The 24,100-nt window shown below is 72.9% G+C and carries 25 protein-coding genes and 1 riboswitch; of the genes, 8 read left to right on the top strand and 17 right to left on the bottom strand.

The window, feature by feature from the left end:
* Positions 1-242: 242 nt before the first annotated feature.
* Both ASG40_RS00415 and ASG40_RS00410 read right to left on the bottom strand, forming a co-directional pair.
* On the bottom strand, positions 243-1,748 hold the full coding sequence (locus tag ASG40_RS00415; protein WP_055878775.1) for an exopolysaccharide biosynthesis polyprenyl glycosylphosphotransferase: 1,506 nt from the start codon (positions 1,746-1,748) through the stop codon (positions 243-245).
* A gap of 224 nt (positions 1,749-1,972) precedes the next feature.
* Positions 1,973-2,308 carry an antibiotic biosynthesis monooxygenase family protein gene (locus ASG40_RS00410; protein WP_055878772.1) on the bottom strand — a complete coding sequence of 112 codons (336 nt, stop codon included), beginning with the start codon at positions 2,306-2,308 and terminating at the stop codon, positions 1,973-1,975.
* 493 nt (positions 2,309-2,801) lie between these two features.
* Between ASG40_RS00410 and ASG40_RS00405 the strand changes: the two genes are divergently transcribed.
* Positions 2,802-3,260, top strand: a complete 459-nt coding sequence (locus tag ASG40_RS00405; RefSeq protein ID WP_055878769.1) for a helix-turn-helix domain-containing protein — start codon at positions 2,802-2,804, stop codon at positions 3,258-3,260.
* A 131-nt stretch (positions 3,261-3,391) separates the two neighbouring features.
* Here the strand turns inward: ASG40_RS00405 and ASG40_RS00400 are convergent, their stop codons facing one another.
* Genes ASG40_RS00400 through ASG40_RS00385 form a run of 4 tightly spaced genes read right to left on the bottom strand, consistent with a single transcriptional unit; the run spans position 3,392 to position 7,111 of the window.
* Positions 3,392-4,702, bottom strand: a complete 1,311-nt coding sequence (locus ASG40_RS00400) for a cobyrinate a,c-diamide synthase (protein ID WP_055878766.1) — start codon at positions 4,700-4,702, stop codon at positions 3,392-3,394.
* The gene (gene cobM, locus ASG40_RS00395; protein ID WP_055878763.1) at positions 4,699-5,481 is read right to left on the bottom strand and encodes a precorrin-4 C(11)-methyltransferase; all 783 of its coding nucleotides are present in this window, start codon (positions 5,479-5,481) and stop codon (positions 4,699-4,701) included. Before cobM ends, ASG40_RS00400 begins: the two co-directional genes overlap by 4 nt.
* Complete coding sequence (locus tag ASG40_RS00390; RefSeq protein WP_443136570.1) at positions 5,478-5,885, bottom strand: cobalamin biosynthesis protein; 408 nt, start codon at positions 5,883-5,885, stop codon at positions 5,478-5,480. The genes cobM and ASG40_RS00390 overlap by 4 nt, the downstream gene beginning before the upstream one ends.
* Positions 5,882-7,111, bottom strand: a complete 1,230-nt coding sequence (locus tag ASG40_RS00385) for a bifunctional cobalt-precorrin-7 (C(5))-methyltransferase/cobalt-precorrin-6B (C(15))-methyltransferase (protein ID WP_055878757.1) — start codon at positions 7,109-7,111, stop codon at positions 5,882-5,884. Before ASG40_RS00385 ends, ASG40_RS00390 begins: the two co-directional genes overlap by 4 nt.
* Positions 7,112-7,125: 14 nt before the next feature.
* On the opposite strand from ASG40_RS00385, the gene ASG40_RS00380 reads away from it, so the two are divergent.
* Positions 7,126-7,866: a cobalt-precorrin-6A reductase gene (locus tag ASG40_RS00380; protein WP_055878755.1), complete on the top strand. Its 741-nt coding sequence runs from the start codon at positions 7,126-7,128 to the stop codon at positions 7,864-7,866.
* A 182-nt stretch (positions 7,867-8,048) separates the two neighbouring features.
* Here the strand turns inward: ASG40_RS00380 and cobJ are convergent, their stop codons facing one another.
* From cobJ to ASG40_RS00330, 10 genes are all read right to left on the bottom strand, one after another.
* Positions 8,049-8,807, bottom strand: coding sequence for a precorrin-3B C(17)-methyltransferase (gene cobJ / locus ASG40_RS00375; protein ID WP_055878752.1), 759 nt, complete (start codon positions 8,805-8,807; stop codon positions 8,049-8,051).
* On the bottom strand, positions 8,804-9,592 hold the full coding sequence (locus ASG40_RS00370; RefSeq protein WP_055878749.1) for a precorrin-2 C(20)-methyltransferase: 789 nt from the start codon (positions 9,590-9,592) through the stop codon (positions 8,804-8,806). Before ASG40_RS00370 ends, cobJ begins: the two co-directional genes overlap by 4 nt.
* Positions 9,592-10,236 (bottom strand): precorrin-8X methylmutase, encoded by a 645-nt coding sequence (locus ASG40_RS00365; protein ID WP_055878748.1) that lies wholly within the window; start codon positions 10,234-10,236, stop codon positions 9,592-9,594. The genes ASG40_RS00370 and ASG40_RS00365 overlap by 1 nt, the downstream gene beginning before the upstream one ends.
* Positions 10,233-11,516: a hypothetical protein gene (locus ASG40_RS00360; protein ID WP_055878745.1), complete on the bottom strand. Its 1,284-nt coding sequence runs from the start codon at positions 11,514-11,516 to the stop codon at positions 10,233-10,235. Before ASG40_RS00360 ends, ASG40_RS00365 begins: the two co-directional genes overlap by 4 nt.
* Positions 11,513-14,917: a cobaltochelatase subunit CobN gene (gene cobN, locus ASG40_RS00355; RefSeq protein ID WP_055880997.1), complete on the bottom strand. Its 3,405-nt coding sequence runs from the start codon at positions 14,915-14,917 to the stop codon at positions 11,513-11,515. Before cobN ends, ASG40_RS00360 begins: the two co-directional genes overlap by 4 nt.
* Positions 14,908-15,351 (bottom strand): hypothetical protein, encoded by a 444-nt coding sequence (locus ASG40_RS00350; protein ID WP_156387487.1) that lies wholly within the window; start codon positions 15,349-15,351, stop codon positions 14,908-14,910. Before ASG40_RS00350 ends, cobN begins: the two co-directional genes overlap by 10 nt.
* A gap of 173 nt (positions 15,352-15,524) precedes the next feature.
* The gene (gene cobW, locus ASG40_RS00345) at positions 15,525-16,559 is read right to left on the bottom strand and encodes a cobalamin biosynthesis protein CobW (RefSeq protein WP_055878739.1); all 1,035 of its coding nucleotides are present in this window, start codon (positions 16,557-16,559) and stop codon (positions 15,525-15,527) included.
* The gene (locus ASG40_RS00340; RefSeq protein WP_055878736.1) at positions 16,556-16,945 is read right to left on the bottom strand and encodes a DUF1636 family protein; all 390 of its coding nucleotides are present in this window, start codon (positions 16,943-16,945) and stop codon (positions 16,556-16,558) included. The genes cobW and ASG40_RS00340 overlap by 4 nt, the downstream gene beginning before the upstream one ends.
* Entirely contained in the window at positions 16,938-17,672 is a 735-nt protein-coding gene (locus tag ASG40_RS00335) for a CbtA family protein (RefSeq protein WP_055878733.1), read from the bottom strand. The genes ASG40_RS00340 and ASG40_RS00335 overlap by 8 nt, the downstream gene beginning before the upstream one ends.
* 36 nt (positions 17,673-17,708) lie before the next feature.
* Positions 17,709-17,885, bottom strand: a complete 177-nt coding sequence (locus tag ASG40_RS00330; protein WP_055878730.1) for a CbtB domain-containing protein — start codon at positions 17,883-17,885, stop codon at positions 17,709-17,711.
* Positions 17,886-17,923: 38 nt separating this feature from the next.
* Positions 17,924-18,119: riboswitch (cobalamin riboswitch) on the bottom strand.
* A gap of 107 nt (positions 18,120-18,226) precedes the next feature.
* On the opposite strand from ASG40_RS00330, the gene cobU reads away from it, so the two are divergent.
* The 5 genes from cobU (at position 18,227) to ASG40_RS00305 (ending at position 22,067) form a co-directional block, all read left to right on the top strand.
* A complete protein-coding gene (gene cobU, locus ASG40_RS00325; protein WP_055878727.1) occupies positions 18,227-18,739 on the top strand; it encodes a bifunctional adenosylcobinamide kinase/adenosylcobinamide-phosphate guanylyltransferase in 513 nt (170 codons plus the stop codon).
* Positions 18,736-19,338, top strand: a complete 603-nt coding sequence (cobO, locus tag ASG40_RS00320; RefSeq protein WP_055878723.1) for a cob(I)yrinic acid a,c-diamide adenosyltransferase — start codon at positions 18,736-18,738, stop codon at positions 19,336-19,338. Before cobU ends, cobO begins: the two co-directional genes overlap by 4 nt.
* Positions 19,339-20,043 carry a hypothetical protein gene (locus ASG40_RS00315; protein WP_082494264.1) on the top strand — a complete coding sequence of 235 codons (705 nt, stop codon included), beginning with the start codon at positions 19,339-19,341 and terminating at the stop codon, positions 20,041-20,043.
* A 91-nt stretch (positions 20,044-20,134) separates the two neighbouring features.
* Positions 20,135-21,583 (top strand): cobyric acid synthase, encoded by a 1,449-nt coding sequence (locus ASG40_RS00310; protein ID WP_055878720.1) that lies wholly within the window; start codon positions 20,135-20,137, stop codon positions 21,581-21,583.
* A 13-nt stretch (positions 21,584-21,596) separates the two neighbouring features.
* Positions 21,597-22,067 (top strand): hypothetical protein, encoded by a 471-nt coding sequence (locus ASG40_RS00305; protein ID WP_156387486.1) that lies wholly within the window; start codon positions 21,597-21,599, stop codon positions 22,065-22,067.
* A 25-nt stretch (positions 22,068-22,092) separates the two neighbouring features.
* Here the strand turns inward: ASG40_RS00305 and cbiB are convergent, their stop codons facing one another.
* Positions 22,093-23,085, bottom strand: coding sequence for an adenosylcobinamide-phosphate synthase CbiB (gene cbiB, locus ASG40_RS00300; protein WP_055878716.1), 993 nt, complete (start codon positions 23,083-23,085; stop codon positions 22,093-22,095).
* A 21-nt stretch (positions 23,086-23,106) separates the two neighbouring features.
* Here cbiB and cobD point away from each other — a divergent pair, with 21 nt between their 5' ends.
* Positions 23,107-24,096, top strand: coding sequence for a threonine-phosphate decarboxylase CobD (gene cobD / locus ASG40_RS00295; RefSeq protein WP_055878712.1), 990 nt, complete (start codon positions 23,107-23,109; stop codon positions 24,094-24,096).
* Positions 24,097-24,100 lie beyond the last annotated feature (4 nt).

Below are 24,100 nucleotides of genomic sequence, written 5' to 3'. Positions count from 1 at the left end.
CGTCCTCGGCGAGGGGACGCGCGCTTTCATAGCCACAGAGCCACCTTGCGCAAACCCGCCACCACCGGACAATTCCGCCGGTCTGACAGGAAACCTCGGCGGGGAGGCGACCGCCGCGATCCCGCGCAGGCATCCGGTCTCATACCATTTCGATTGATCACTTCGTGATGCGGAAATGGCTTCGCTCAGGCGCCGCGCGGGCTCGGTGATACGGTTCCCGCTCGATTCAAGCGGAACCCGTATCAATAGGCGTTGCGATACGCCCGCGGCGACACCACCGTGCGCACCATGATCTGGATGTCGAGCCAGACCGACCAGTTGTCGATGTAATGCAGGTCGTGGGCGACCCGCCGCTCCATGTCGAGGTCGGTCAGCGTCTCGCCGCGCAGGCCGTGGACCTGCGCCCAGCCGGTGATGCCGGGCTTCACGTTGTGGCGGCGGGCGTAGAGGGCGATCCGGCGCTCGAAGCTGCGGTCGTGGGCCAGGGCGTGCGGGCGGGGGCCGACCAGGGACATCTCGCCCAGCACTACGTTGAAGAGCTGGGGCAGCTCGTCGATGTTGGAGCGCCGCAACACGGCGCCGACCCGGGTGATCCGGCTGTCGTTGCGCGAGGCCTGCCGGAACACCGCGCTGCGCTCGGTCTTCATGCTGCGGAACTTGTAGACCCCGAAGGCCTGCTGGTTGAACCCGTAGCGGCGCTGGCGGAAGAACACCGGCCCCGGGCTGTCGAGCTTGATCAGGATCGCCACCGCCACGAACAGCGGCGCCAGCATCACCAGGGCGAGGAGCGACAGGCCGATGTCCATCGCCCGCTTGACGAAGATCTCTCCGGCCTGGAGCGGTTTGCGTCCGACCCGGATGCCGGAGAGCTGGCCGATCCGCCCGACCTGGAGATCGGGAAAGCGGTCCATGATCGAGCCGGGGCGCAGGTGCAGGGTGGCCGGCACGCGCAGGAAGGCGTCGACGCAGCGTTCCACGTCCGCCGTGTCGGTCCACGGCACCAGGATGAACACGTCGTCGGGCTGGAGGAAGCGGATCACCGAGACGGCGAGGTCGAGATCCTCCGCGACCTGCGTCCGACGCGCGGCCTCGTCGGCCTCGGGCGCCACCCGGCGCAGATAGCTCGTCCCGATGATCCGTAGGCCGAGGGCATCGGCGTCCTTGCCGTCGTAGAACCGCGCGATGTCCTCCTCGTAGCCGACGAGGTGGACCCGGCTGATCGAGGCCGATGCGGAGGTGATGCCGTGGCGCAGCAGCCGGACCATCCCGAACCGGACGACGAGCATCGCCGGCAGGCCGGCCACGAAGATGCCCGCGGTCACCGCCCGCGAGAGATCGTTCGAGGTCTTGGTGGCGAAGCCGACGACGAGGGTCAGCGCCCAGGCCGCCAGCCACAGGGTAGCCGTGCGGCGCAGGTGGGGACGCTGCGCGATCTGCGCCTCAATGCCGTAGTCCTCGCGCACGATGTTGGTGGTGAGGATGATCAGGGCCAGCAGGCCGGAGATGTGCAGCCAGGTGCCGGTGCCCGCCGGCATGAAGATCCGGGCGGTGGCGAAGCAATACGCGATATCGACGGCATAGGCCGTGCCGACGATGACCAGGAGATCGGTCATCGCCACGGCCCCGGAGATCCCGACGCGGAAGGCGGCACGGTTGCGACGCGGCAGAAGCGAGGCCCACACGTCGCGGCGGCGCGCGCCGAGGGAGGGCAGCCGGTGATAGACCTTCGGGGGCGGTTCCTGGAGCATGGTGGTGCTGTGTACCGTCTTGGGCCGGGAATTGTTTCAAAATGACCGATCGATCCACACGATCGTCACCTGCCATCTGTCCTGCGCAATTCCCGCACCCCCGAAAACGAGACGGCGCCCGCTCTCCGGGAGCGGACGCCGTAGCAGACGGGTCGCGACCCGGCCCATGAAGGGGGTCGGGATGTCCCGGTTCGATCGGCCGCCCGTGGCCGGCCCGTCCTCGTTCAGGCGGCCGCGTCGGACGCCGATTGGCCGAGCGTCTGGACCGCCTCGAAACCCTCGAACTGCGGGTGCCCGACGTAGAGCGGCTTGGTGGTGGGGACCCGGCTGTGGGCCTTGCGGAACTGCTCGGAGCGGGTCCAGGCCTCGAAGTCGGACTTCGAGCGCCAGATCGTATGGGAGGCGTAGAGGATGTGGTCCTCGTGCTCGGGCCCCTTGAGCAACTGAAACTCGACGAACCCCGCCATCTCCCCGAGGTGACTGTCGCGGCCGAGCCAGACCTGCTCGAAGTCTGCGGCCGATTCCTTGACGACCTTGAAGCGATTCATGGCGATGAACATCGGAATTTCTCTCCTGGGTTGGGTCTGCGGCCACGGTAGGGCGAAGCGACGCGGACCGAAACACGACGCGTCGCCGCTGGTGGATGTGGCATGATGTCGACCCAGAGATACCGGAGAGCTTATAAGGATGACTACGGCGACGACTGTCGATGATTGTTGAAGGTCTTCATTTACCAGGCAGAGCATTGCCGTCCCTGCGCCCGTCTTTCGAGGATTCCCCGGTGGGGCGCACTTGCCATAGGTTGGTCGTTCGTGGTCAAGCTCGGGTGCGTGATACTTGCGGATGGCGAGGCAATGCGCCCTAGGCGATTGCTATCGCGCTCCAATACGTTATCCAAAGCCGGTGTGGTGTCGAGAATCCTGCGCCCGAGCCGTCCCGGTGGATCATGACCGGCGGACGGCTCCAGGATCGGCAGCGCGATCAAGGATGGACGCCCGCTCAACGAGGTCCGGGGCGGCGTACAGCGTAACAGTCGGACTGAGCCGAGTGACGATGCCTAAACAGACCACGGACGTCGACCGACTGGTTGGATTGCGGATCACCGCGCTGCGTAAGGCGCGCGGTTTGAGCCAGACGGCCCTGGGCACGGCCGTCGGCGTGACGTTCCAGCAGGTCCAGAAGTACGAGAAGGGCCAGAACCGCGTCGGAGCCGGTCGCCTACGCGAGATCGCCCGCCTGCTGGAGGTTCCGGTCACGGCCTTCTTCGAGGACGAGGAGGGCGGCAGCCAGAACGACGCCTTCGGTTTCCTCGGGACCCAGGGCGCGATCGAGCTGCTTCGGGCCTATGCCCTGATCGAGGACGACCAGCTGCGCCGCGACGTGCTCGCCTTGGTGCGGACCGCGTCGAAGATGGGCAAGCAGCCCGCCGCGGCCGCGGTGCCCGTGGCCGTCCCCGCCGTCGTGGCCGCCGCGTCGCAGGCACCCGCTCCGGAACCCGACGCCGTCGCCTGAGCCGCCCGGCCTTTGCCGACGTGTGCTGACTTCAGCCATTCCTGGGATCGAGGCCCGCCTCGGTGCCGCTGCCGCGACGACGCGGCCCAGAGAATGCGACGGCTTGCGCCCTCGTCCGGTCCGGCGGGGTCCTACCCCGAGATCAGGTGGAAGAAGCTGCCGGTGACATGGCCGTCGCGGTGGCCCGCCAGTCCGCGGGGAACGCCCTCCGCATCGGTGGCCTCGGCGAGGGCGATTTCGCGCGCGGGAGCGTCGGTCAGCTCGCTCGCATAGTGGAACTCGTGCCCCACGAGCCGGGCCCCGGCCTCCCCGAGAACGCAACCGGCCACCAGCGTCGCGACACGGTAGCCGAGGTGCAGCCGCCTCGCGCGGTAGGAGGTCTCCACCGGCAGGAGCCCGGCCATGGGGTGGGTGACACCCTCGGCATCCTCCAGGCTGCGGCCGAGCACCATGTAGCCGCCGCACTCGCCGTGAACCGGCTTGTCCTTCGCGAACGCACGCAGCCCGTCGAGGAAGCCCTGCGCCGTGGCCAGGGTGCAGGCGTGGAGTTCGGGATAGCCCCCCGGCAGCCAGCAGGCGTCGCAATCCGAACCGGGCGCCTCGTCGGCCAGCGGCGAGAACGCCACGAGTTCGGCCCCGGCGCGGCGCCATCCGATCTCCAGGTGCGGATACAGGAACGAGAACGCCGCGTCCGATGCCACCGCGATGCGCTGGCCCGGTGGACGGGGCAGGGCGGTCGGTCCGCCCGGCAGTCCGGTGGAGGCCGCCGCCGCCAGGACGGCGTCGAGGTCGATGCCGGCCTCCGCCAGATCCGCGAGGCGGTCGAGGCGGGCGTCGAGGTCGCCGGTCTCGCGGGCCTGGACGAGGCCGAGGTGGCGCTCGGGCAGGCTGAGGCCGGCATCGCGCATCAGGGCCCCCAGCACAGGCATCCCGATCCGGCTCAGGCCGGCTTCCACCAGGCGGCGGTGCCGGGCGCTGGCGACCTTGTTGAGGATGACGCCGGCGATGCGGATGCGCGGGTCGTAGGCGGCGCAGCCGAGCGCCACCGCGGCGGCCGATTGCGCCGAACCCGAGACGTCGAGCACCAGGATCACCGGCCAGCCGTAGCGGGCGGCGATGTCGGCGTTGGCGCCGGTGACGCCCTCCTGCGCCACGATCCCGTCGAACAGGCCCATGGAGCCTTCCGCGACCACGAGGTCGGCGTCGGTCATGGCGAGATCCGCGACGCCGTCGAGGAGCGCGTCCGGCATCGCGAAGCTGTCGAGGTTGACGCTGGGCGCCCCCGTCGCGGCCTGGTGGAAGGCAGGATCGATGTAGTCCGGCCCGCATTTGGCGCCCTGGACCCGCAGGCCGCGCCGTCGCAACGCGCGCATCAACGCGAGGGTGACGGTGGTCTTGCCCGAACTCGAACGGGGGGCGGCGACGAGGAGGCCGGGGGTCATATCGCCAAGCCTTCCGGGTTGGTGGCGGTGGGCCGGAACCGCCGGTCGTAATCGGCTGCGTAGAGCGCGCTCTCGCGAAACCCGTCGGCGGCGAGCGCCGGCCCCACCAGGATCAGCGCCGTGCGCTCGAGACCGGCCGCCGCGACCTGCGCGGCGATGGTGGCGAGCGTGCCCGTCAGGACGCGCTCGTCCGGCCAGGTCGCCCGGAACACCACCGCGACCGGGCCGTCGGCGCCGTAGAAGGGCGTCAACTCGGCGACGACCCTGTCGACGACGTGGATCGAGAGATGCAGCGCCAGGGTGGCGCCGGTGGCGGCGTAGGCGGCGAGTTGTTCGCGCTCGGGCATGGCGCTCGCCCGCCCGGAGGTGCGCGTCAGCACCACGGTCTGGGCCACCCCCGGCACGGTCAGTTCGCGCCGCAGGATCGCTGCGGCGGCGGCGAATGAGGGCACCCCCGGCGTCACCGTATAGGGGATACCGAGGCGGTCGAGGCGCCGGGTCTGTTCGGCGAGCGCGCTCCAGATCGAGAGGTCGCCCGAATGCAGCCGCGCCACGTCCTGCCCGGCCGCGTGGGCGGCGGTGCATTCGGCCATGATCGCGTCGAGGTCGAGGGGCGCGGTGTCGACGATGCGCGCCCCCGGCGGGCACCAGCCGAGGATCTCGGGCGCCACCAGGGAGCCGGCGTGGAGGCAGACGGGGCAGCGGGCGATGAGGTCGCGCCCGCGCACGGTCACGAGGTCGGCCGCACCCGGCCCGGCGCCGATGAAATGGATGGTCATGGCGACGGGCTTTGCCCCGAAACCGGCACCGACGCCAGGGCGCACGTCGCCCCGGCGCCGACCATGCGCGCCACCACGAGCCGCCCGCCCGCGCCGGCGGCCGCCAGGGCGGCGGCTTCCGCCACCGACCCGACCCCACGGCTCGCCGCGATCCTGGCGGAGCGGGTCGGCACCCGGTCGTCGACCGCGATGAGGTCGGCCGGCGCGATGGCGACGAGGGCGACGCCGAGCAGGCGGGCGGCCCGCACGACGGCGGGTTCGCCGGCCCGGTCGCTCGCGGTGGCCAAAGCACGAAGATCGCCGGGATCGGCGCCGGCCGCCTCCAGGGCGGCGCGGACCAGCGCCGCGATCTCATCGGGTTGCGTCGCGTGGCGGAAGCCGACGCCTGCGACGAGGTGTGTCACCGCTTGGTCCAGGCCCATTGCGTCACCGGCATCGCGCTGCGCCAGCCGTGCATGCCGCCGACCGGATCGGCCCGGGCCACCGACAGCCGGCGCAGGCTTCCGCCCTCCTGCGCGAAGGCTGCGAGCAGGGCGGCTTCTCCCTCCAGGGTGACGGCGTTGGCCACCAGCCGCCCGCCGGGACGCAGGGCCTTCAGGCACGCCGCCAGGATCGCCGGATCGGAGACGCCGCCGCCGATGAAGATCGCGTCCGGCTCGGGCAGACCCGCCAGCGCGGCCGGGGCGCTGCCCGCGACGATGGCGATGTCGGGCACACCGAGGCGGTCGGCATTGCGCCGGATGCGCGCGGCCCGCTCCGCCCTGGCCTCGACGGCGAAGGCGTGGTTGGCGGGATGGCGCAGGCACCATTCGATGGCGACCGAGCCCGCCCCGGCGCCGACGTCCCACAACACCTGTCCGGCGGCCGGCCGCAGGGCCGAGAGCGTCACCGCCCGGATCTCGGACTTGGTGAGCTGCCCGTCGTTCTCGAACCAGGCGTCGTCGAGGCCGGGGCTCAAGGTGACCACCTGCGCCCGCGCGGACCCCACGACCGCGATGGCGACGGTGTTGAGCGGATCGATGTCGGCAATCGCGAAGCGGGCGGCGGGCGCGGTGCGGATCCGCTCGCGCGGGCCGCCCATCGCTTCGAGCACGGTGATGGGGGAATCGCCGAATCCGCGTTCGGCGAGGAGCGCGGCGACGCTGGCCGCCGTGGTCCCGTCCCAGGCCAGCACGAGCAGTCGGGCGCCCGGCTGCAGGGCGGGCACGATCCGCGGCAGCGACCGGCCGTGCAGGGTGAGGCAGGTGCACTCCGCCAGCGGCCAGCCGAGGCGGGCGCAGGCGAGGCTGAAGGCGGAGGGCTGGGGGTAGGCGGCGATCTCGGACGGAGCGACCAGCCGCGCGATCTCGGCGCCGATGCCGTAGTGGAACGGATCGCCGGTGGCGAGCAGGCAGGTCGGCCGGCCGCGCCGCGCCAGAATCTCGGGGTAGGCGTCGGTGATCGGCCGTGGCCACGGCCGTCCCTCGCCCGCCAGCGGCACGGCGAGATCGAGGTGGCGCGTCCCGCCGTAGACGACCTCGGCCCGATCGAGGGCGGCGCGGGCGGCGGGGTGGAGGCCGGCGCGGCCGTCCTCGCCGATCCCGACGATGGCGAGCCAGGGGCCGACGCTCGACAGCGGTTCATGGGTCATGGAACAAGGCCCGCATGCGTATCCTCATCCTCGGCGGCACCGGCGAGGCGAGCGCCCTGGTGGCCGGGCTCGCGGGCACCGTGCACGCCGTCACCCTGTCCCTGGCCGGCCGCACGGCGGCGCCCAGGGTCGAGCCCGTGCGCACCCGCGTCGGCGGGTTCGGCGGCGCCGAGGGCCTGGCGGCCTGGCTGCGGGCGGAGGCCACCGATCTCCTGGTCGACGCGACCCATCCCTTCGCCGCCCGCATCGGCGTGAACGCGGCCGTGGCCGCCCAGAGCGTGGGCATCAAGATCCTGGCCGTCCGGCGGCCGCCCTGGACGCGACGGCCCGGCGACCTCTGGACCGAGGTGGCGAGCGTGGCCGATTGCGTCGCGGCCCTGGGGCCGGTGCCGCGCCGGGTGTTCGTCACCGTCGGCCGCCTCGAACTGCCGGTCTTCGCCGCCGCCCCCCAGCACGACTACGTGGTGCGCACCATCGAGCCGGTGGGCGACGCCCTGCCGGTGCCGCGCCTCACCACCATCGCCGCCCGCGGCCCGTTCGCACAGGCCGACGAGGCGCGGTTCATGCGCGAGGCGGCCATCGAGGTGCTGGTGACCAAGAACTCCGGCGGCGAGGCCACCTACGGCAAGGTCGCCGCGGCGCGGGCGCTGACTGTTCCGGTGGTGATCGTCCGCCAGCCCGAGAAGCCGGAGGTGGCGCGGGTTGCGGATGCGGCGCAGGCTCTGGCGTGGATCGAAGCTTTTTCGACGCGATGAACGCGCCGCATCGCGCGTGCGAAACCCATCCCCCCCTGCGGGGGAGGGTGCCTTGCGGATGCGCTGCGGGAGGGGGGCAAGCGACCTCCCCGAACGAACCTGAGCCTTCCTCTCCCGACCCTCGCTGACGGGAGGGCCACCTTCCCCCGCAGGGAGGGGAGGGTTCCGAGCGTGCATGGCTCTCACGCCGGCACGCTGCGCGGGGTGTAGACGAACGGTCGCTCGCCGTCGCCGCGCGGGATCAGCCGGGTCGCGGATGCGCCGATGATGACCAGCGTCGCCATGTCGGCCGACGCCTCGCGGGCCTCGGCCAGGGTCAGCACCCGGATCGCCTCGTCGGGGCGCGACACGGCGCGGGCGAGCATCACCGGGGTGCCGGGCGCCCGGATCTCGGCGGCGAGCCCCAGGGCGGCACCGAGCTGCCAGGGTCGCGCCGAGGAGATCGGGTTGTAGAGGGCGACGACGAAATCGGCCCGCAGCACCGCCTCCAGCCGGGCGGTGATGACCGGCCAGGGTTTCAGGTTGTCCGACAGCGACAGCGCGCAGAAATCCCCGCCCAGCGGCGCCCCGAGGCTGGCGGCGGCCGCGAGCATGGCGGTGATGCCGGGCTCCACCCGGATGTCGAGGCGGCGCCAGGCCGGATCGCCCGCCTCTACCGCCTCGAACACGGCCGCGGCCATGGCGAATACGCCGGGATCGCCCCCTGAGACCACCGCGACGCGGCGGCCGGAAGCGGCGAGTTCCAGGGCCTGGCGCGCCCGGTCGACCTCGACGCGGTTGTCGGAGGCATGGCGCACGAGGTCCGGCCGCTCGGGCACGCGGGCGACGTAGGGGATGTAGCCGATCAGGTCCTGTGCCTGCGCCAGCGCGTCCTGCGCCGCTGGCGTCAGTAGGCGGGGGTCGCCGGGGCCGAGGCCGATCACCGTGACCGAGCCGGTCACGGCCGGCGGCCCTCGCCCGGCACCAGCACCATCGAGAAATAGGGGGCGACGTCGTCGGGCTTCTCGGCCAGGGCCACGACCTTCTCGCCGGCCATCGTCCCGCGTTCCACGTAGACCGCACGCTCGAGGAGACCCGTCTCGGCGAGCGCGCGCCGCACCTTCGGCAAATGGCGGCCGAGCTTCATGATGACGGCGGCATCGGTGATGCCGAGCCGTTGCACCAGGGCGTCGTGGGGGAGGGTGGCGGGCAGGATGGTGAGGACGTCGTCGCCCCAGGTGATGGGGGTGCCCGCCCGGGTCCAGCAGCCCGACATGCCGGTGACGCCGGGCACCACCTCCACCGGGAAGCGGTCCTTCAGCCGGCGCCAGAGGTGCATGAAGGAGCCGTAGAAGAACGGATCGCCCTCCGACAGGATCGCCACGTCGCGGCCCAGGCTGAGATGGTCGGCGAGGCGCCCGGCCGCATCGTCGTAGAAGTCGGCGAGCGCGGAGACGTATTCGGCGTGATCGGGCGGCAGTTCGGTGGTGTAGGGGTAGACCAGCGGGAACTCGCGGGCGGGGTCGCGCATCACCGCATCGGCGATGGTGCGGGCGTTGCCGCGCTTTCCCTTCTTGCAAAAATGCACGAGCACCGGCGCCTGCGACAGCACATTCATGGCGCGCACGGTGAGGTAGTCCGGGTCGCCCGGACCCATGCCGACGCCGAACAGAGTGCCGGTGGTGACGCTGCGCGGGGCCGCCCGCGACTCGTCGGGCAGGACCGAAGGCCGCTCGGTCGCGTCCATCACTCGACCTCGCAGGCCAGCGCGTTGATCGCGGCCGCCGTCATGGCGCTGCCGCCGCGCCGGCCGTGGACGACGACGAAGGGCACACGGCCGTCGCGCGCCAGGGCGTCCTTGGATTCCGCGGCGCCGACGAAGCCGACGGGGATGCCGATGACGGCGGCCGGCGGTGCGATGCCTTCGTCGAGGAGTTCGAGCAGCCGGAACAGGGCGGTGGGGGCGTTGCCGACGGCCACGATGCTGCCGGGCAGGTGCTCGCGCCACAGCTCCATGGCGGCGGCGGTGCGGGTGGTGGCCATCTCGGCGGCCAAGCCCGCCACGCGCGGATCGCTCAAGGTGCAGATCACCTTGTTGTCGGCGGGCAGGCGCGACCGGGTGACGCCGTCGGCGACCATGCGCACGTCGCACAGGATCGGGGCGCCCCGCTTTAGGGCATCGGCACCGGAGTCGGCGAAATCCTCCGAGATCGCCACGTCGGCGGGCAGGTCCGTCATGCCGCAGGCATGGATCATCCGCACCACCACCCGCTCGGCGATGCCGTGGAAGCGGGCGAGATCGGCCTCGGCGCGGATCATCGCGAAGGAGCGGGCATAGATCGCCTGCCCGTCGCGCAGGTAATCGACGCGCGAATGGGTCGGCGCGGTCATGGCTGAATCCTGAAAGCCCGTTCGAGGGGAAGGGCCGGGTCGGCCCTCCTTAGACGCTCCAGCGCCGCCTCGAAAGTCAGTTGCATCGCCGGCAGGTCGGAGGGCGCGCCGCCGATCACGATGCCGTAGAGGCCGCCGTTCCCCACCAGGGTCAGGTCGGCCGCCTGGGGATGGGCGCAGCCCTTGGCGCAGCCCGAGACATGCCCCCGCAACCCGCGTGCCGCGAAGGGGCCGAACGCCTGCGCCAGCCGCGCCGCGTGGTCGAGGGTGGGGGTGGAGCCCGAGGCGCAGGCCGGCGCGCCGGGGCAGGCGGCGACGTCCCCGCGCGGATCGTCGGGCTCGGTGACGAAGCCGGTCAGGACATCGCGGGCCCGGCGCAGGGCGCCGGCATCCGTGCCGGCGAGGGCGAAGCCCCGGGTGGGCGAGAGATGGATGTCGCTGGCCAGGGCCTCGGCCGCGTCGGCGAGTCGATGCAGAGCGCCGGAATCGCAGCGGCCGAAGGGCGCGTCGAGGAGGAGGGCGGTGCGTCCGTCGCCGAGGTCGCCGATCCCGCAGCGGAGCCTCGGTGCGGCGGCTGCGGGCGTCGCCACGGCCGTCGGGCGGAGGTCGGCGATCAGCCGATTCTTCGCATCCCCCGGCAGGTCCCGCATCCGGCGCGCGCCACTGGCGGCCAGGGTCCGCAGCGCAAGGTCCGCCGCTTCCAGCGGCTCGGCCGCCGTGAACCATTCGGGGCCGTCAGGGCCGGCCAATGCCATCGCGATCCGGAGGGCTCGCCTCTCCGCGACGGGTGCAGTGGCGTCGTTGAGAACGCAGAGGCGGATGTCGGCCTCACCGTCTCCGAAGCCCACGAATGCCACGTCCTCCACGCTCACCAGCGCCTTCGCCGGCAATCCCGGGATGGCGAGCCCGATCGCCTCGATCGCCCGCGCGAGGTCCCTCACCGCCTGCCCCGCCAGGGGTGCCGTCAACGTCAGCCGCTGCGGACCGCCGTCGCTGCGCATGTCGCCGAGGCCGGCGTCGTCGAGGAAGGCGGCCAGCGGTGCCCGCGTGTCCTCGGTGACGCCGCGGATCTGCAGGTTGGCGCGGGCGGTGACGTCGACATGGCCGTTGCCGAACCGGCGTGCGCCCTCCGCCACCGCCCGCGCCTGCGCCGGCGTCAGGATCCCGAGGGGCGGGTGGACGCGGGCCAGGAGTCCGTCGCCGGTGGGCATCGGCCGGGACAGGCTCGGGCACCAGCCGCGCCGGCTCGGTGCCTGCGGCAGCGCGCGGCGGGCGGTCATTCGGCCGCCTCGGGCAGGATCGCGGCTGTGGCCGGCATCAGTTCGTCGGCGGCCATCGCATTGCGGCGGGAGAGCCAGAGGCCGCGGTTGCGGGCCTCGTCGAAGCGTTCGAGGATCGCGCGGGTGGCGGCCGGGTTGGCGGCGCGCAACTGCGTGAAGGTCTCGTCGTCGGCGATGAGGGCGCCGTAGAGCCGGTCGAGGTCGGCGTGCGCGACCGCGTCGGTGGTGGCGGCCAGGACGAACACCGCGTCGACCCCCTGCGCCAGCTCCTGGGCGCCGCGGTACCCGTGACGCAACTGCGCCGCGATCCAGGCCGGATGCGCGAGCTTGCCCCGGATCAGCCGCGCCGCATCCTCGCGGGCGGTGCGGGCGCGCGGCGCCTCGGGTTTCGAGACGTCGAGGCTGTAGAGGGCGGGCTGCGCACCTTTGAGGGCGGCGGCGGCGGCGAACCCGCCCATCGCCTCCACCGCGGCGTCCCCATCGAGCAGGTCGCGCTCGGCGACGTCGAAGGCGTGGACATAGGCGTCGGCCTTGGCGACCCGGTCGAAAAAGCCGTCGTCCGGGGCGTCTTCGGCACCGCCATAGGCATGGGTGGTGGCGTCGAGATAGGCGCGGCCGAGGTCGTCGCGGTGGTCCCAGGCGCCGTCGAGGGCGCGCTCGCCGGCCCCGGCCCCGTAGCGGCCGGGCGCGCCGCCGAAGATGCGCGCGGGTGCCTCGCCGCGGCGCCGGGCGGCGGCGAGCGGGTTCTCGTCGTCCTCTTCCTCCCGGTCCGCCACCGCGCGGGCGGCCCGGTCGAGGAGCGCCAGCGTCTCGGGAAAGGTGTCGCGAAACGCGCCCGAGACCCGCACCGTCACGTCGATGCGCGGCCGGTCGAGCATGGCGAGCGGCAACACCTCGAAGCCGGTGACGCGGGTCGAGGCATGGTCCCAGGTCGGGCGCACCCCCATCAGGGCGAGCGCGTGGGCGATGTCCTCGCCGCCGGTGCGCAGGGTGGGCGAGGCCCACAGGTCCATCACGATGCGGGCGGGGTATTCGCCCTCGTCCTGGAGGTAGCGCAGCACCACCGCCGCGGCGGCCCTGGTGCCGAGCAGCGTCGCCGACCGGGTCGGGAGCGCGCGCGGATCGAGGGTGGTGAGGTTGCGTCCCGTCGGCATCACGTCGCTGCGCCCGCGCGAAGGCGAGCCCGCCGGTCCCGGCGGAACGAAGCGGCCGTCCAGCGCGGCGAGCAGCCCCGCCCGCTCGGCGGTGGCGCAGGCCGCCACGGCCTCGCTCGCCTCGGGCGCCGCCTGCCCGAAGACGTGGAGCCCGTCGCGGGTGGTGACTTCGGACAGGTCGCACAGATGCGCGTCCAGCGCGGCCAGCGCGTCGGCCATCGGCGTGTCGGCGTCGATGCCGGCCCCCGCCAGCAGCCCGGCGCTCTCGGCCTCCTCGAGGATCGTCGCGCTGAGGATGGCGGCCCGGCGCGGATCGAGGACGCTGGCGCCGGCGTATTCCTCCACCAATTCTCGCAAGCTGGCGGCCTCCGGCGTCAGGCCCGCCTCCACCGTCTGCGGCGTGAGATGGCCGAGCGCGATGCCGCCGAGCCGGCGCTTGAGCGGAGCGGCCTCGCCGGGATCGTCGACGATGAAGGGATAGACCACCGGCAGCGCGCCCACCGCCAGGGCCGGCCAGCATGCGGGCGAGAGCGCCACGGCCTTGCCCGGTAGCCATTCAGTGGTGCCGTGGGTGCCCAGATGGATCAGCGCGTCGAAGCGGGTGCGCAGGCCGAGGTGGAACGCGAGGTAGGCATGGGTCGGCGGCTCGTCGGGGTCGTGGTAGCCGGCCTTGCGATCCGCCGACCGGCCGCGGTCGGGCTGGAGGAAGACGGTCAGGCCGCCGCGGGGCGTCGCCGTCCCGAGGGTCGGCCCCGGCCGGGCGCCGGCGTCGACCGAGCGGAACCGGAACGCACCGTGCGAGCACGACGGGTCGTCGGCCGGCCTGCCCCAACGGGCGTCCAGGGTCGCGCGCAGGGTATCCGGCAGACCGGCGAGCCAGGCCTCATAGGCGGCCAGCGGGACGGCGATGTCGGGCGGGCCTTCGGTGAGGCCGTGCATCAGGGCCTCGGCGTCGGGCAGGTCGCCGACCGAATAGCCCTCCAGCCGCAGGGTCGCGGCGATGGCCCGCGCGCTCGCCGGGGTGTCGAGCCCCACCGCGAAGCCCGCCCGGCCGCCGCGGGCGGGATAGTCCGACAGGACGAGGGCGAGGCGCCGGTCGGGTCGCGGCCTGCGGGCGAGGCCGATCCAGGCCGCCGCCCGGTCGGCCAGCGCCGCGATGCCGGTCGCATCCGGCCGGGCCCGGCGCTCGCCGAACCCCTCGACCTCCGGCGCCTCTTCCTTGAACGAGATCGGGAAGCCGGACAGGCGCCCGTCGAACTCCGGCAGCGCCACCTGCATCGCGAGGTCCGAGGCGCTCAGGCCCCGGGCGGAGGCCGCCCAAGCGTCCCGCGGGGCACCGATGGTGAAGGCCTGGATCACCGGGCAATCGGCCGCGTCGAGGACGAAGTTCCGGTCCTCGCGGGCCGAGAACGCGGTGGCCGCCACGATCACGTCGGGCTTGTGCCGGGCGATGGCCTCGCGCAGCGGCGCCAGTGCGTCGGGGTCCTTGAGGCTCGACACCGCCACCGCGAGGGATGCGATGCCGCGCGCGCCCAGTTCCGAGGCCAGCACGGCGGCCGGCCCGCCGTCGCCGCCGAGGATCGCGGAGCGGTAGACCAGCAGCAGCGCCAGGGGCGGCGCGCCCTGGGAAAGCTCGGCCAAGGGGCTGCGGCCGACGTCGCGGGCATGCTCGAAGGACACGGGGCCGCAGCCGGGGCAGCACAGGAAGCCGCGGGGCAGCGGCTCCGGCGGCTGCGCGGTGATCGACCAGCCGATCTCTGCCGCGACCCGGCGCAGCATCCGGCGCTGGTTGGCACCGCCGCCCGCCCGGAAATAGGCGTCGAGGGTTCCGGCCACCTCGGGCGCGACCGTGGAGAAGGCGTCGAGCCGGGAATCCGGCCTGTCGTCGCCCGGCAGCACCGCCAGGGCGACGCCGTTGGCACGGGCGGCGGCCGCCGCCCGCTCGACGCCGTAGCGCCAGTAGTCGAGGCCGCCGAGGCAGCGGATCACCACCATCCGCGCCTTGGCGATCACCGCATCGACGTAGAGGTCCACCGACATCGGGTGGCGCAGCCGCGCGAGCTTGGCGAGGCGCAGGGTAGGGAAGCCCCCTCGCGACTCAGAAGCTTCTGCCGCATGCGCGGCCGCCACGCCGACGAGGTCGGAATCGGTGAACGACAGGAAGACGATGTCCCCGGGCGCCTGCCCGAGGTCGATCGCCGCCTCGCCCTCGTCGAGGGAGACCGTGTCGATGCGGATCAGATGCATGGCCGGCTCGAGCGGACGGGCCGGGCGTGGCACCCGGCTCCTCGTCCTGCATGCGGCGCGGCCGGGCGGGAGAGGTGGCGCCGTCGTAGAGGTCGGCGACCGCCCAGCCGATGCCGAGCCCGTCGAGCGAGATCGAGCCCGGCACCACGCGCCTCGACCCAGGTGCCGGCACCGTCGCGCGACCACGGCGTGACCTCGGCGGCGTTCGTGGCGTCGGGGCCGCGCGCGCCGCAATCGACGCCGGCATCCGGGCGCCGGATCCGTCCGGCCAGCGTCTCCACGCTGCCGTCGCCGGTGAAGGGATGCCAACCGCTGCCGCGCCGGACGTCGCGCAGCACGGCGACGATGTCGGCGTGGACGTCGCGGGCGCCGGCCACGAGCCCGCAGCGGTCCGCCTGGCGTTCCTGCCAGGCGAAGAACGCTTCGATGCTCATCGGCTGCGTGCTGCGATCCAACATCCCGACAACGTGTCCATCACGGCCATGACCCTCAGCGGGCTTCGCGAAAGCGGTCACCGGTCTTGCGCCAAAAACCTGCGACGGACCACGAACCTGAGCAGGGTGAGGCGTCGGCCTGCCGACGCGAACCCGCTTGGACGAGGCCGACCCTATCCCGCCAGCGCGGCGGTGACCGCGTCCCGGTCGAATCCCTTGAGGCCGATCACCACCAGGCGCCCGTCGCGGGGCTCGCTGCCGCGCCAGGGCCGATCGTAGTGGTGACTGACGCGGGTGCCGACGCCCTGGACCACGAGGCGCATCGGCTTGCCGGCGATCTCGGCGAATCCCTTGATGCGCAGGACGCCGGCGGTCTCGGTGGCGCGGCCGACGCGCAGGGCGAGGTCGTCGGCGCTGGCGCTGGCCCGCACCGGGATCGCTACCGTGTCGAAGTCGTCGTGGTCGTGGTCTTCGCTGTCGCCGTGGTGCGAGGGGCGGGAGGCGAGGTCGTCCTCGGCCGCGGCACCGAGCCCGAGCAGAACGGCCGGGTCGATGCGGCCGTGCTCGGTCTCGACCATCTTCACGGCACGGGGCAGGTGGCGCTCGATCTCGGCGCGCACCGAGGCCCGGCCGGCTTCGTCGAGGAGGTCGGCCTTGTTCACGATCACGAGGTCGGCGCAGAGGAGCTGGTCCTCGAACACCTCTTCGAGCGGATTGTCGTGGTCGACGCTGGCGTCGTCCGCCCGCTGCGCCGCCGATGCGGCCGGATCGTCGGCGAAGAACCCGGCGGCGACGGCAGGCCCGTCCACCACGGCGACGACGCCGTCGACGGTCACCCGCGAGCGGATCGCCGGCCACTGGAATGCCTGGACCAGGGGTTTGGGCAGCGCCAGACCGGATGTCTCGATCAGGATGTGCTCGGGCGGATCGGCCCGGTCGAGGAGCTTGTTGAGGGCGGGCACGAAGTCGTCGGCCACCGTGCAGCAGATGCAGCCGTTGGCGAGTTCAACGATGTCCTCGTCGCCGCAGCCTTCGATGCCGCAGGCCGCCAGGAACGACCCGTCGAAGCCGATGTCGCCGAACTCGTTGACGACGATGGCGAGGCGCCGGCCGCCGGCGTTCTCGAGGATGTGGCGCACCAGCGTCGTCTTGCCGGCCCCGAGGAAGCCGGTGACGATGGTGCAGGGAATTTTTGGCACGATGCTCATTCGGCGGCGTCCGAGAGGGGGTGGCCGCCGGGTGGCGGGAACGGCGGGATGCGGGCGACGACGCCCTTGCGAAAAACCTCCGGCCGCGCCTTCCACGGCACGATCCCGTCCGGCGTTTCGGCATAGAGCCCGAGGCCGTCGAGGATCGTCCGCGCGGACGACACCGGGTCGAGGTCGCCGTAGACGTAGGTCCAGCGGCCTTGCGAGGCCACCGCGACGGTACACGGCCGCTTGCAGACCGAGAGGCATTCGACGCCCTCGACGCGGACGATATCGGTCGCGGCGGCCTCCCGCAGGGCCGTCAGCAGCCGGGCGCCGGCGCGCGGCTCGGTGGCATCACCCGCCGTGCGGCAGGTGGTGCAGACGTAGAGGACGACCTCAGCCACGGGCGACTTCCGGTCGGCCGCGGCCGAAGGTCGACCAGGCGTAGGCGAAGGCGAGCCCGATCACCGCCCAGAACACGAAGGCGATCCCCAGCGAGCGGGCGGCGAACTGCGCCGCGTATCCCGCCGGCAGGGCGGAGGCCGTGTGGTCGGTGTCGGGCGCGCCGGCCAGGTGCGGCGCGACGATCAGCACCAGCCCGCCCAGGATGGTGATCGGCACCCTCCGGATCGCGATGAGGTAGAGCCCGACCGCCGTGGCGAGCGCCGTCATCACCCACCACATCTGGCGCGTCTCCAGGGGAGCGGCCGGCATGCCCGGAAGCTCCGGCGGCAGCCCGAGGGCGGGCGCGAGGGACACCGCCAGGAAGCCCGCGACGGCGAACCCGAGGCTCGTCTCCACCGTCGGCTCGCGGCCGCAGGCGAGCAGGACCGCACCGAGCAGCAGGGCGTAGCCGACGCCGCCCACCAATGTGGCCAGCCCGGTGAAGGCCATGCGCTGGAAGCCGGGCGCCGGCTCCCAGGCGGTGTCCGCCTGCCCCGTCGCCGAATGGCCGTCGCCATGGGCGTGGACGCGCACGACGAGGGAGGTCGGAGCCTCGTGGGAGGCCTGCGTCTCGTAGCGCTCGGCGGCGAGGATCAGCGGCGAGGTCAACGTGAGCTGAAGCCCCGTGGCCACGACGGCCGCGAGGAAGCCGGCGACCAGGGCCGCCGACAGGAGTCGGATGATCATGGGAATGCTGCCTTCAACGGTCCCTGAGGGGACGGCCTAGTGGCAGGGAAAGTTCTGCGCGTGCCGGAAATCGTGGGCCGCGTTGTGCAGCGTCATCGAGGGGGCGAAGCCCGCCATGAAGACGAGGCCGAGGCCGAGGAAGGCGGCCACCAGGACGGCGCCGAGGCGCTCGGTGGTGCGGGTGCCGGCAAGGGTCAGCGTGCTGGTCGACATCGTGTCACGGTCTCCGGCCGCCCCGCCGGCGGCGTTCGAGGAAATGCGGGTGGACGGCAGGTCTCCTGGCTCGCGGGTCTCGCATGCCCACCGCCTTCCCGGATCGCTCCAGTGGCCGATGGCAGGCACGTCGCCGCTTACAGTTGCGGGGGCAGCCGCGGCATCGAGGGTGTCCCCTCTCACCGCATTCCCTTTTCACCCCGTCGCCGGGGCACCGTCCATCTCGCCTTCTACGCTTCCGCGCCGCCGCTTACAACGCGCCCCCGGCCGTATTCGCGCTTCTTTGACCGGCGCGGCCGGTTTCGGGTTAAGGAACGCCGATGCGGCAGGCTCTTTCACGAATGACGTTGGTGCTGGGCGGTGCCCGGTCGGGCAAGAGCGCCCATGCGGAGGGCCTGATCGAGGCCTGTCCGGCGCCGTGGCTCTATCTCGCCACCGCCCAGGCCTTCGACGACGAGATGCGCGAGCGGATCGCCCTGCATCGGGAGCGGCGCTCGTCGGAGTGGACGACGCGCGAGGCGCCCATCGATCTCCCGGAGGCGGTGGCGGCGGCCGCCGGCCCGGTCCTGGTCGATTGCCTGACGTTATGGATGACCAACCTGATCCTGTCGGAGGCCGATATCCCGAGGGCCGTTTCGGCCCTGGTCGAGGCCTGCACGGCGGCGCCCGGCCCGGTCGTCCTCGTCGGCAACGAGGTCGGCCTCGGGATCGTGCCGGACAACGCCCTGGCCCGCCGCTTCCGCGACGAGGCCGGGCGCCTCCACCAGCGTCTAGCGGCGCGCGCCGACCGTGTGGTCTTCATGGTGGCGGGCGTGCCGATGATCGTGAAACCGCAAGCCGGAGCCGAGGCATGACCGACGACGAGACCCGCCATCGCGAGAAGATGGAGAAGCGCAAGGCCGTCCAGGACGCGGAGGTGGCCGAAAAGACGATCGAGAAGGGGCTCCTCATCGTCAACACCGGCCCCGGCAAGGGCAAGACCACGGCGGCCCTCGGGCTGATGCTGCGGGCGCTCGGCCATGGCTGGCGGGTCGGCGTCGTCCAGTTCATCAAGGGCGCCTGGGACACCGGCGAGAAGCACGCGCTCGGGCCCTTCGGCGACCGCATCGCCTGGCATACGCTGGGCGAGGGCTTCACCTGGGAGACGCAGGACAAGGCCCGCGACATCGCCGCCGCCGAGCACGCCTGGGCCAAGGCGCTCGACCTGATGGCCGATCCGACCATCCGCCTCGTGGTCCTCGACGAACTCAACATCGCCCTGCGCTACGACTACCTGCCGCTGGCCGAGGTGATCGCGGCCTTCCAGGCCCGCCGGCCCGACCTCCACGTGATCGTGACCGGCCGCAACGCCAAGCCGGCGCTGATCGAGGCCGCCGACCTCGTCACCGAGATGACGGTGGTGAAGCACCACTTCTCGGCCGGCGTGAAGGCACAGGCGGGAATCGAATTCTAGATGCGGCGGATCGTTGCCGGGGCGTTCGCCCTCCTCGTCGTGGTGGACACGCCCGGCGTCCGTTCGGAGCCGGGCGGGCCCTGGCCCGACAGCTACCTCGGCCGGGTCGAGGCGACGGCGGTGGTCCAGACCCTGAACGCCCGCCTGCTCGCGGCCCGGAGCGCCACCACGACCCTCGAAAGCTGGTGCGCCGAGCACGGCATGGCATCGCGCCCGGTCCTGGCGGCGCGCCTGGAGCGCGGCGTCGACGTGCCTGCGACGCCCGAGACCCGCCAGCGCCTCGCCATTGCCCCCGACACGCCCTTGCGCCACCGGCGCGTCCGCCTCGCCTGCGGCGACCACCTCCTCTCCGAGGCGGACAATTGGTACGTGCCCGAGCGGCTGACGCCGGAGATGAACCGCCTCCTCGACACCACCGACACGCCGTTCGGCCGTGTCGTCCAGGCGCTCGGCACCACGCGCCAGACCGTGGCGGCCGACATCCTGTGGCGGCCGCTGCCGGAGGGCTGGGACCAGGCGCCCGTGCCGCCCACGACCTGCGCGATGCTGCCGATCCCCGAGCGCCTGTTCAGCCACCGTGCGGTGCTGTTCACCGCCGAACGGGTGCCCTTCTCCGAGGTGGTCGAGACCTACGGTGCGGCGATCCTCGCCTTCCGCCGGGCCGAGCGTCCGACCGATCCCGCCTGTGCCGGGACGCCCCGATGAGACGCTCGCACAGGCTTTTACGCCAGCCCGCTCCACGCCACGTCCAGGCATCCCCGGCTCCGACCCGATGAGAACCCCGACCCCCGCCATCATGATCCAGGGCACCGGCTCGGACGTCGGCAAGTCGCTGATCGTCGCCGGCCTGTGCCGTGCGTTCGCCAACCGTGGGCTGAGGGTGCGCCCGTTCAAGCCGCAGAACATGTCGAACAACGCCGCCGTCACCGACGACGGCGGCGAGATCGGGCGGGCGCAGGCATTGCAGGCCCGTGCCGCGCGGGTGGCGCCCTCCGTCCACATGAACCCGGTCCTCCTCAAGCCCCAGAGCGAGACCGGATCACAGATCGTCGTGCAGGGCCGCATGGTCGGGCAGGCGGCGGCGCGGGACTACCAGGCCTGGAAGCCGCGCCTTCTCGCGTCCGTGCTGGAGAGTTTCGCGCGCCTGGGAGCCGAGGCCGACCTCGTCGTCGTCGAGGGCGCCGGATCGGCCTCGGAGGTCAACCTGCGCGCCGGCGACATCGCCAACATGGGCTTTGCCCGCGCCACCGGCGTGCCGGTGATCCTGCTAGGGGACATCGACCGCGGCGGCGTCATCGCCAGCCTCGTCGGCACCCAGGCGGTGATCGCGCCCGAGGACGCCGCGATGATCCGCGGCTTCATCGTCAATCGGTTTCGCGGCGACCCGAGCCTGTTCGCCGACGGCATGGCCATCGTCGCGCGGCGCACCGGCTGGCCGTCCTTCGGCCTCGTGCCGCATTTTCCCGCCGCCGCCCGGCTCCCGGCCGAGGACATCCTCGGTCTGGCCGGTTCGGCGCCGGGCGCGGGCAAGCGCGTGGTCGCGGTGCCGGTGCTGCCGCGGCTCGCCAATTTCGACGACCTCGACCCCCTGCGCGCCGAGCCCAGCCTCGCCGTGGTGCTGGTGCGGCCCGGCGAGGCCATTCCGGGAGATGCCGATCTCGTCCTGCTTCCGGGGTCGAAGACCACCATCGCCGACCTCGACGTCCTGCGCGAGCAGGGCTGGGACATCGATATCCGGGCCCATGTCCGGCGCGGCGGCCGGGTGCTCGGCCTGTGCGGTGGCTATCAGATGCTCGGGCGTACCATCGCCGACCCGCACGGGATCGAGGGGACGCCGCGGTCGGTGCCCGGCCTCGGCCTCCTCGACGTCGAGACGGTGATGACACCGCTCAAGCGTCTCGAGCGGGTGACGGGCGTCACCCTGCCCGATGGCGTTCCGTTCTGCGGCTACGAGATGCATGTGGGTGAGACCGCCGGCCCCGACACCATCCGGCCGTTGATCCGCTTCGCGGACGGGCGCCAGGACGGCGCGGTCTCGGGTGACGGACGCGTCTGCGGAACCTACGTCCACGGCCTGTTTTCGGACGACCGCCAGCGCGCGGCCTGGCTCGCGCGCCTGGGCACCGTCTCGAGCGGAGAGGGCTACGAGGCCGGAATCGAGGCGGTGCTCGACCGGCTCGCCGCGCATATCGAGGCTCATGTCGATTGCGACGCCGTGCTCGCCGTCGCGAACGCCCGACCCTGAAGGGATGACCCGCATGCCTCGCTCCGTCCTGACGGGTGTCGTCGCGATCCTGATCGCGACCCCGGCGCTTTCCGTCGACGATCGCTGGACCGCCGGGTTCGGTCAGGGCACCGCGGAGGCCAGCATCCGCAGCCGGACCGGCAGCATCTTTCGGGTCTTCTGCGGCGGCGGGACCGGCGGGCGGCGGATGGGGATCGTCCTCGAAGGCCTGGCGCAGACGGCGCCGAAGGGACGGCCCCTGGACGTCCGGGTCGTCGTCGACGGCCGGACCTTTCCCTTCGCCGTGACGGACGGCTACGGCGCCGTCGACGCGCGGGGTGGGCGCTTCGCCCTCGAGGCGATGGCCAAGGCGATGCTGGCGAGCAAGGCCGCGCGCTTCACCATCGCCTATCCGACCCTCGACAAGGCCGAAGATTATTCGTTGAGCAACGTGGGCGACGCGCTGGGCGAGGGCCGGAACACCATCGTGACGCCCTGCCTGTAGGGGCTGCCGGTCGGGCCTGCCGGGATCAGGCGAGAGCCACGATGGCGGCGAGCACGGCGAAGCCGAACAGGATGAGGCAGGCGCTGCGGTAGAGGGCGAGGGCCCGCTCCACGTCGGCCGGCCCCGCCTCGGCCCGGCCGTCGCCCATCCAGGCGTCCTCGACCCTCACGGCGCCGTAGACCCGCGGTCCGGCCAGGCGCAGGCCGAGCGCGCCGGCCATGGCGGCCTCGGGCCAGCCGGCGTTGGGCGAGCGGTGGCGGCGGGCATCGCGGTGCAGGGCACGCCAGGCTCCGGTCGCCGAGGCGTCGCGGTGGCAGGCCGCCGCGGCGACGATCAGGCCGGCGGAGAGGCGCGAGGCCGGCAGGTTGACGAGGTCGTCGAGGCGGGCCGAAGCCCAGCCGAAGGCCTCGTGGCGCTCGGTGCGGTGGCCGATCATGCTGTCGGCGGTGTTGATCGCCTTGTAGAGGGCGCCGCCGGGCAGGCCGCCGACCCCGATCCAGACCGCCGGCGCCACGATCCCGTCGGAAAAGTTCTCGGCGAGGCTCTCGATGGCCGCGCGGCAGACCCCGGCTTCGTCGAGGCTCTCGGGATCGCGACCGACGATCATCGCCACCGCTGCGCGCCCGCCGGGAAGCCCCTCCCGCCGGATTCCCTGCGCCACCCGTGCGACGTGCTCGTGGAGGCTTCGCTGCGCCGGCAGGGCGGCGCAGGCGATTCCCGCGAGGACGATCCCGGAGACCGGACCGGCGAGACCGAGGAGCGCGCCGACCGCCAGCGCGATGCCGCCGACCACGGCGATCAGCACGAGGAGGCCGAGCACGCCGGCCAGGCGCCGCCGGCGGGCGCTTCCCCGGTTCAGGCCGACGTCGAGGGCGCCGATCAGCCGGCCGATCCAGGTGACAGGATGGCCGAGCGCCCTGTAGAGCCCGTCCGGATAGCCGGCGGCCGCCTCGACGGCGAGGGCGACGACCAGGATCGGAAGCGTGTCGGGCGGATGGGCGAGGACGGTCCAGGGCATTCTGCGGCGGAACACTCTCTGATGGGGGAAGGCACGCGAATCGCCCACGGCGGCGATCTCGACGCGGCCCGGCGCCTGTTTCCCGCAGGCCCCGAGCCGTGGGTCGATCTGTCCACCGGCATCAACCCGGTGCCCTATCCGTGTCCACCGCTGGAGGCCAGCGCCTTCACGCGGCTGCCGTCCCCGGCCGACCTGACCGCCTTGCGGACCGCGGCGGCCGACGCCTACGGCGCCGATCCGGCGACGGTGGCGGCGGCGCCGGGCACGCAGATCCTGATCGAGACCTTGCCGCGGCTGCGCCCTCGATCGCGGGTCGCGGTGCTGTCGCCGACCTATGCCGAGCATGCGGCGGCCTGGACCCGCGGTGGTCATCACGTCGTCGCGGTCGCCGACCTGTCCGGTGCGGAGGGCTGCGATGTCGTCGTCGTCGTCAATCCCAACAACCCCGACGGACGCATCGTGCCCGCCGGCGATCTTGTGGCCACGGCCCATGCCCTGGGGCGCCGTGGCGGTCTCCTCGTGGTGGACGAGGCCTTCGCCGACTTCGAGCCCGCGGGCTCGTTGTGCGCAGAGGTCGGCCCCGGGCTCGTGGTCCTGCGCTCCTTCGGCAAGACCTATGGGCTCGCCGGCCTGCGCCTCGGTTTCGCCCTCGCCGAGCCGGCGCTGGCCCTTCGGATCGCCGAGGCCCTCGGACCCTGGGCGGTGGCCGGCCCGGCGCTCGCCATCGGCCGCGCCGCGCTCCGCGACAGGTCCTGGCGCGAGGCGGCCCGAGCGGCGCGCGCGGCCGATGCCGCCCGCCTCGACCGCATGATCGGCCGGGCCGGGGGGGGGGTGGTCGGCGGGACCAGCCTGTTCCGCACGGCGGATTTCGAGGACGGCCCCGGCGTGTTCCGGCGCCTCGGGGAGGCGGGCATCTACGTGCGCCGGTTCGAGGCGATGCCCCATCGTCTGCGCTTCGGCCTGCCGGCCGACCGGGGCGAATGGTGCCGGCTCTCGCGCATCCTGCGGTGAGGAC

This window comes from Methylobacterium sp. Leaf399 (assembly GCF_001424525.1).
GTDB lineage: Bacteria > Pseudomonadota > Alphaproteobacteria > Rhizobiales > Beijerinckiaceae > Methylobacterium.
The sequence above is the reverse complement of the archived record's forward strand: the minus strand, read 5'-3'. Positions and strand labels throughout refer to the sequence as shown.

Excerpts from the sequence above, each read along its gene's own strand:
- ASG40_RS00415 (WP_055878775.1), bottom strand. The coding sequence starts at position 1,748 with ATGCTCCAGGAACCGCCCCCGAAGGTCTATCACCGGCTGCCCTCCCTC.
- ASG40_RS00410 (WP_055878772.1), bottom strand. The coding sequence starts at position 2,308 with ATGTTCATCGCCATGAATCGCTTCAAGGTCGTCAAGGAATCGGCCGCA.
- ASG40_RS00405 (WP_055878769.1), top strand. The coding sequence starts at position 2,802 with ATGCCTAAACAGACCACGGACGTCGACCGACTGGTTGGATTGCGGATC.
- ASG40_RS00400 (WP_055878766.1), bottom strand. The coding sequence starts at position 4,702 with ATGACCCCCGGCCTCCTCGTCGCCGCCCCCCGTTCGAGTTCGGGCAAG.
- cobM (WP_055878763.1), bottom strand. The coding sequence starts at position 5,481 with ATGACCATCCATTTCATCGGCGCCGGGCCGGGTGCGGCCGACCTCGTG.
- ASG40_RS00385 (WP_055878757.1), bottom strand. The coding sequence starts at position 7,111 with ATGACCCATGAACCGCTGTCGAGCGTCGGCCCCTGGCTCGCCATCGTC.
- ASG40_RS00380 (WP_055878755.1), top strand. The coding sequence starts at position 7,126 with ATGCGTATCCTCATCCTCGGCGGCACCGGCGAGGCGAGCGCCCTGGTG.
- ASG40_RS00370 (WP_055878749.1), bottom strand. The coding sequence starts at position 9,592 with ATGGACGCGACCGAGCGGCCTTCGGTCCTGCCCGACGAGTCGCGGGCG.
- ASG40_RS00365 (WP_055878748.1), bottom strand. The coding sequence starts at position 10,236 with ATGACCGCGCCGACCCATTCGCGCGTCGATTACCTGCGCGACGGGCAG.
- ASG40_RS00360 (WP_055878745.1), bottom strand. The coding sequence starts at position 11,516 with ATGACCGCCCGCCGCGCGCTGCCGCAGGCACCGAGCCGGCGCGGCTGG.
- cobN (WP_055880997.1), bottom strand. The coding sequence starts at position 14,917 with ATGCATCTGATCCGCATCGACACGGTCTCCCTCGACGAGGGCGAGGCG.
- ASG40_RS00350 (WP_156387487.1), bottom strand. The coding sequence starts at position 15,351 with ATGAGCATCGAAGCGTTCTTCGCCTGGCAGGAACGCCAGGCGGACCGC.
- cobW (WP_055878739.1), bottom strand. The coding sequence starts at position 16,559 with ATGAGCATCGTGCCAAAAATTCCCTGCACCATCGTCACCGGCTTCCTC.
- ASG40_RS00335 (WP_055878733.1), bottom strand. The coding sequence starts at position 17,672 with ATGATCATCCGACTCCTGTCGGCGGCCCTGGTCGCCGGCTTCCTCGCG.
- ASG40_RS00330 (WP_055878730.1), bottom strand. The coding sequence starts at position 17,885 with ATGTCGACCAGCACGCTGACCCTTGCCGGCACCCGCACCACCGAGCGC.
- cobU (WP_055878727.1), top strand. The coding sequence starts at position 18,227 with ATGACGTTGGTGCTGGGCGGTGCCCGGTCGGGCAAGAGCGCCCATGCG.
- cobO (WP_055878723.1), top strand. The coding sequence starts at position 18,736 with ATGACCGACGACGAGACCCGCCATCGCGAGAAGATGGAGAAGCGCAAG.
- ASG40_RS00315 (WP_082494264.1), top strand. The coding sequence starts at position 19,339 with ATGCGGCGGATCGTTGCCGGGGCGTTCGCCCTCCTCGTCGTGGTGGAC.
- ASG40_RS00310 (WP_055878720.1), top strand. The coding sequence starts at position 20,135 with ATGATCCAGGGCACCGGCTCGGACGTCGGCAAGTCGCTGATCGTCGCC.
- ASG40_RS00305 (WP_156387486.1), top strand. The coding sequence starts at position 21,597 with ATGCCTCGCTCCGTCCTGACGGGTGTCGTCGCGATCCTGATCGCGACC.
- cbiB (WP_055878716.1), bottom strand. The coding sequence starts at position 23,085 with ATGCCCTGGACCGTCCTCGCCCATCCGCCCGACACGCTTCCGATCCTG.
- cobD (WP_055878712.1), top strand. The coding sequence starts at position 23,107 with ATGGGGGAAGGCACGCGAATCGCCCACGGCGGCGATCTCGACGCGGCC.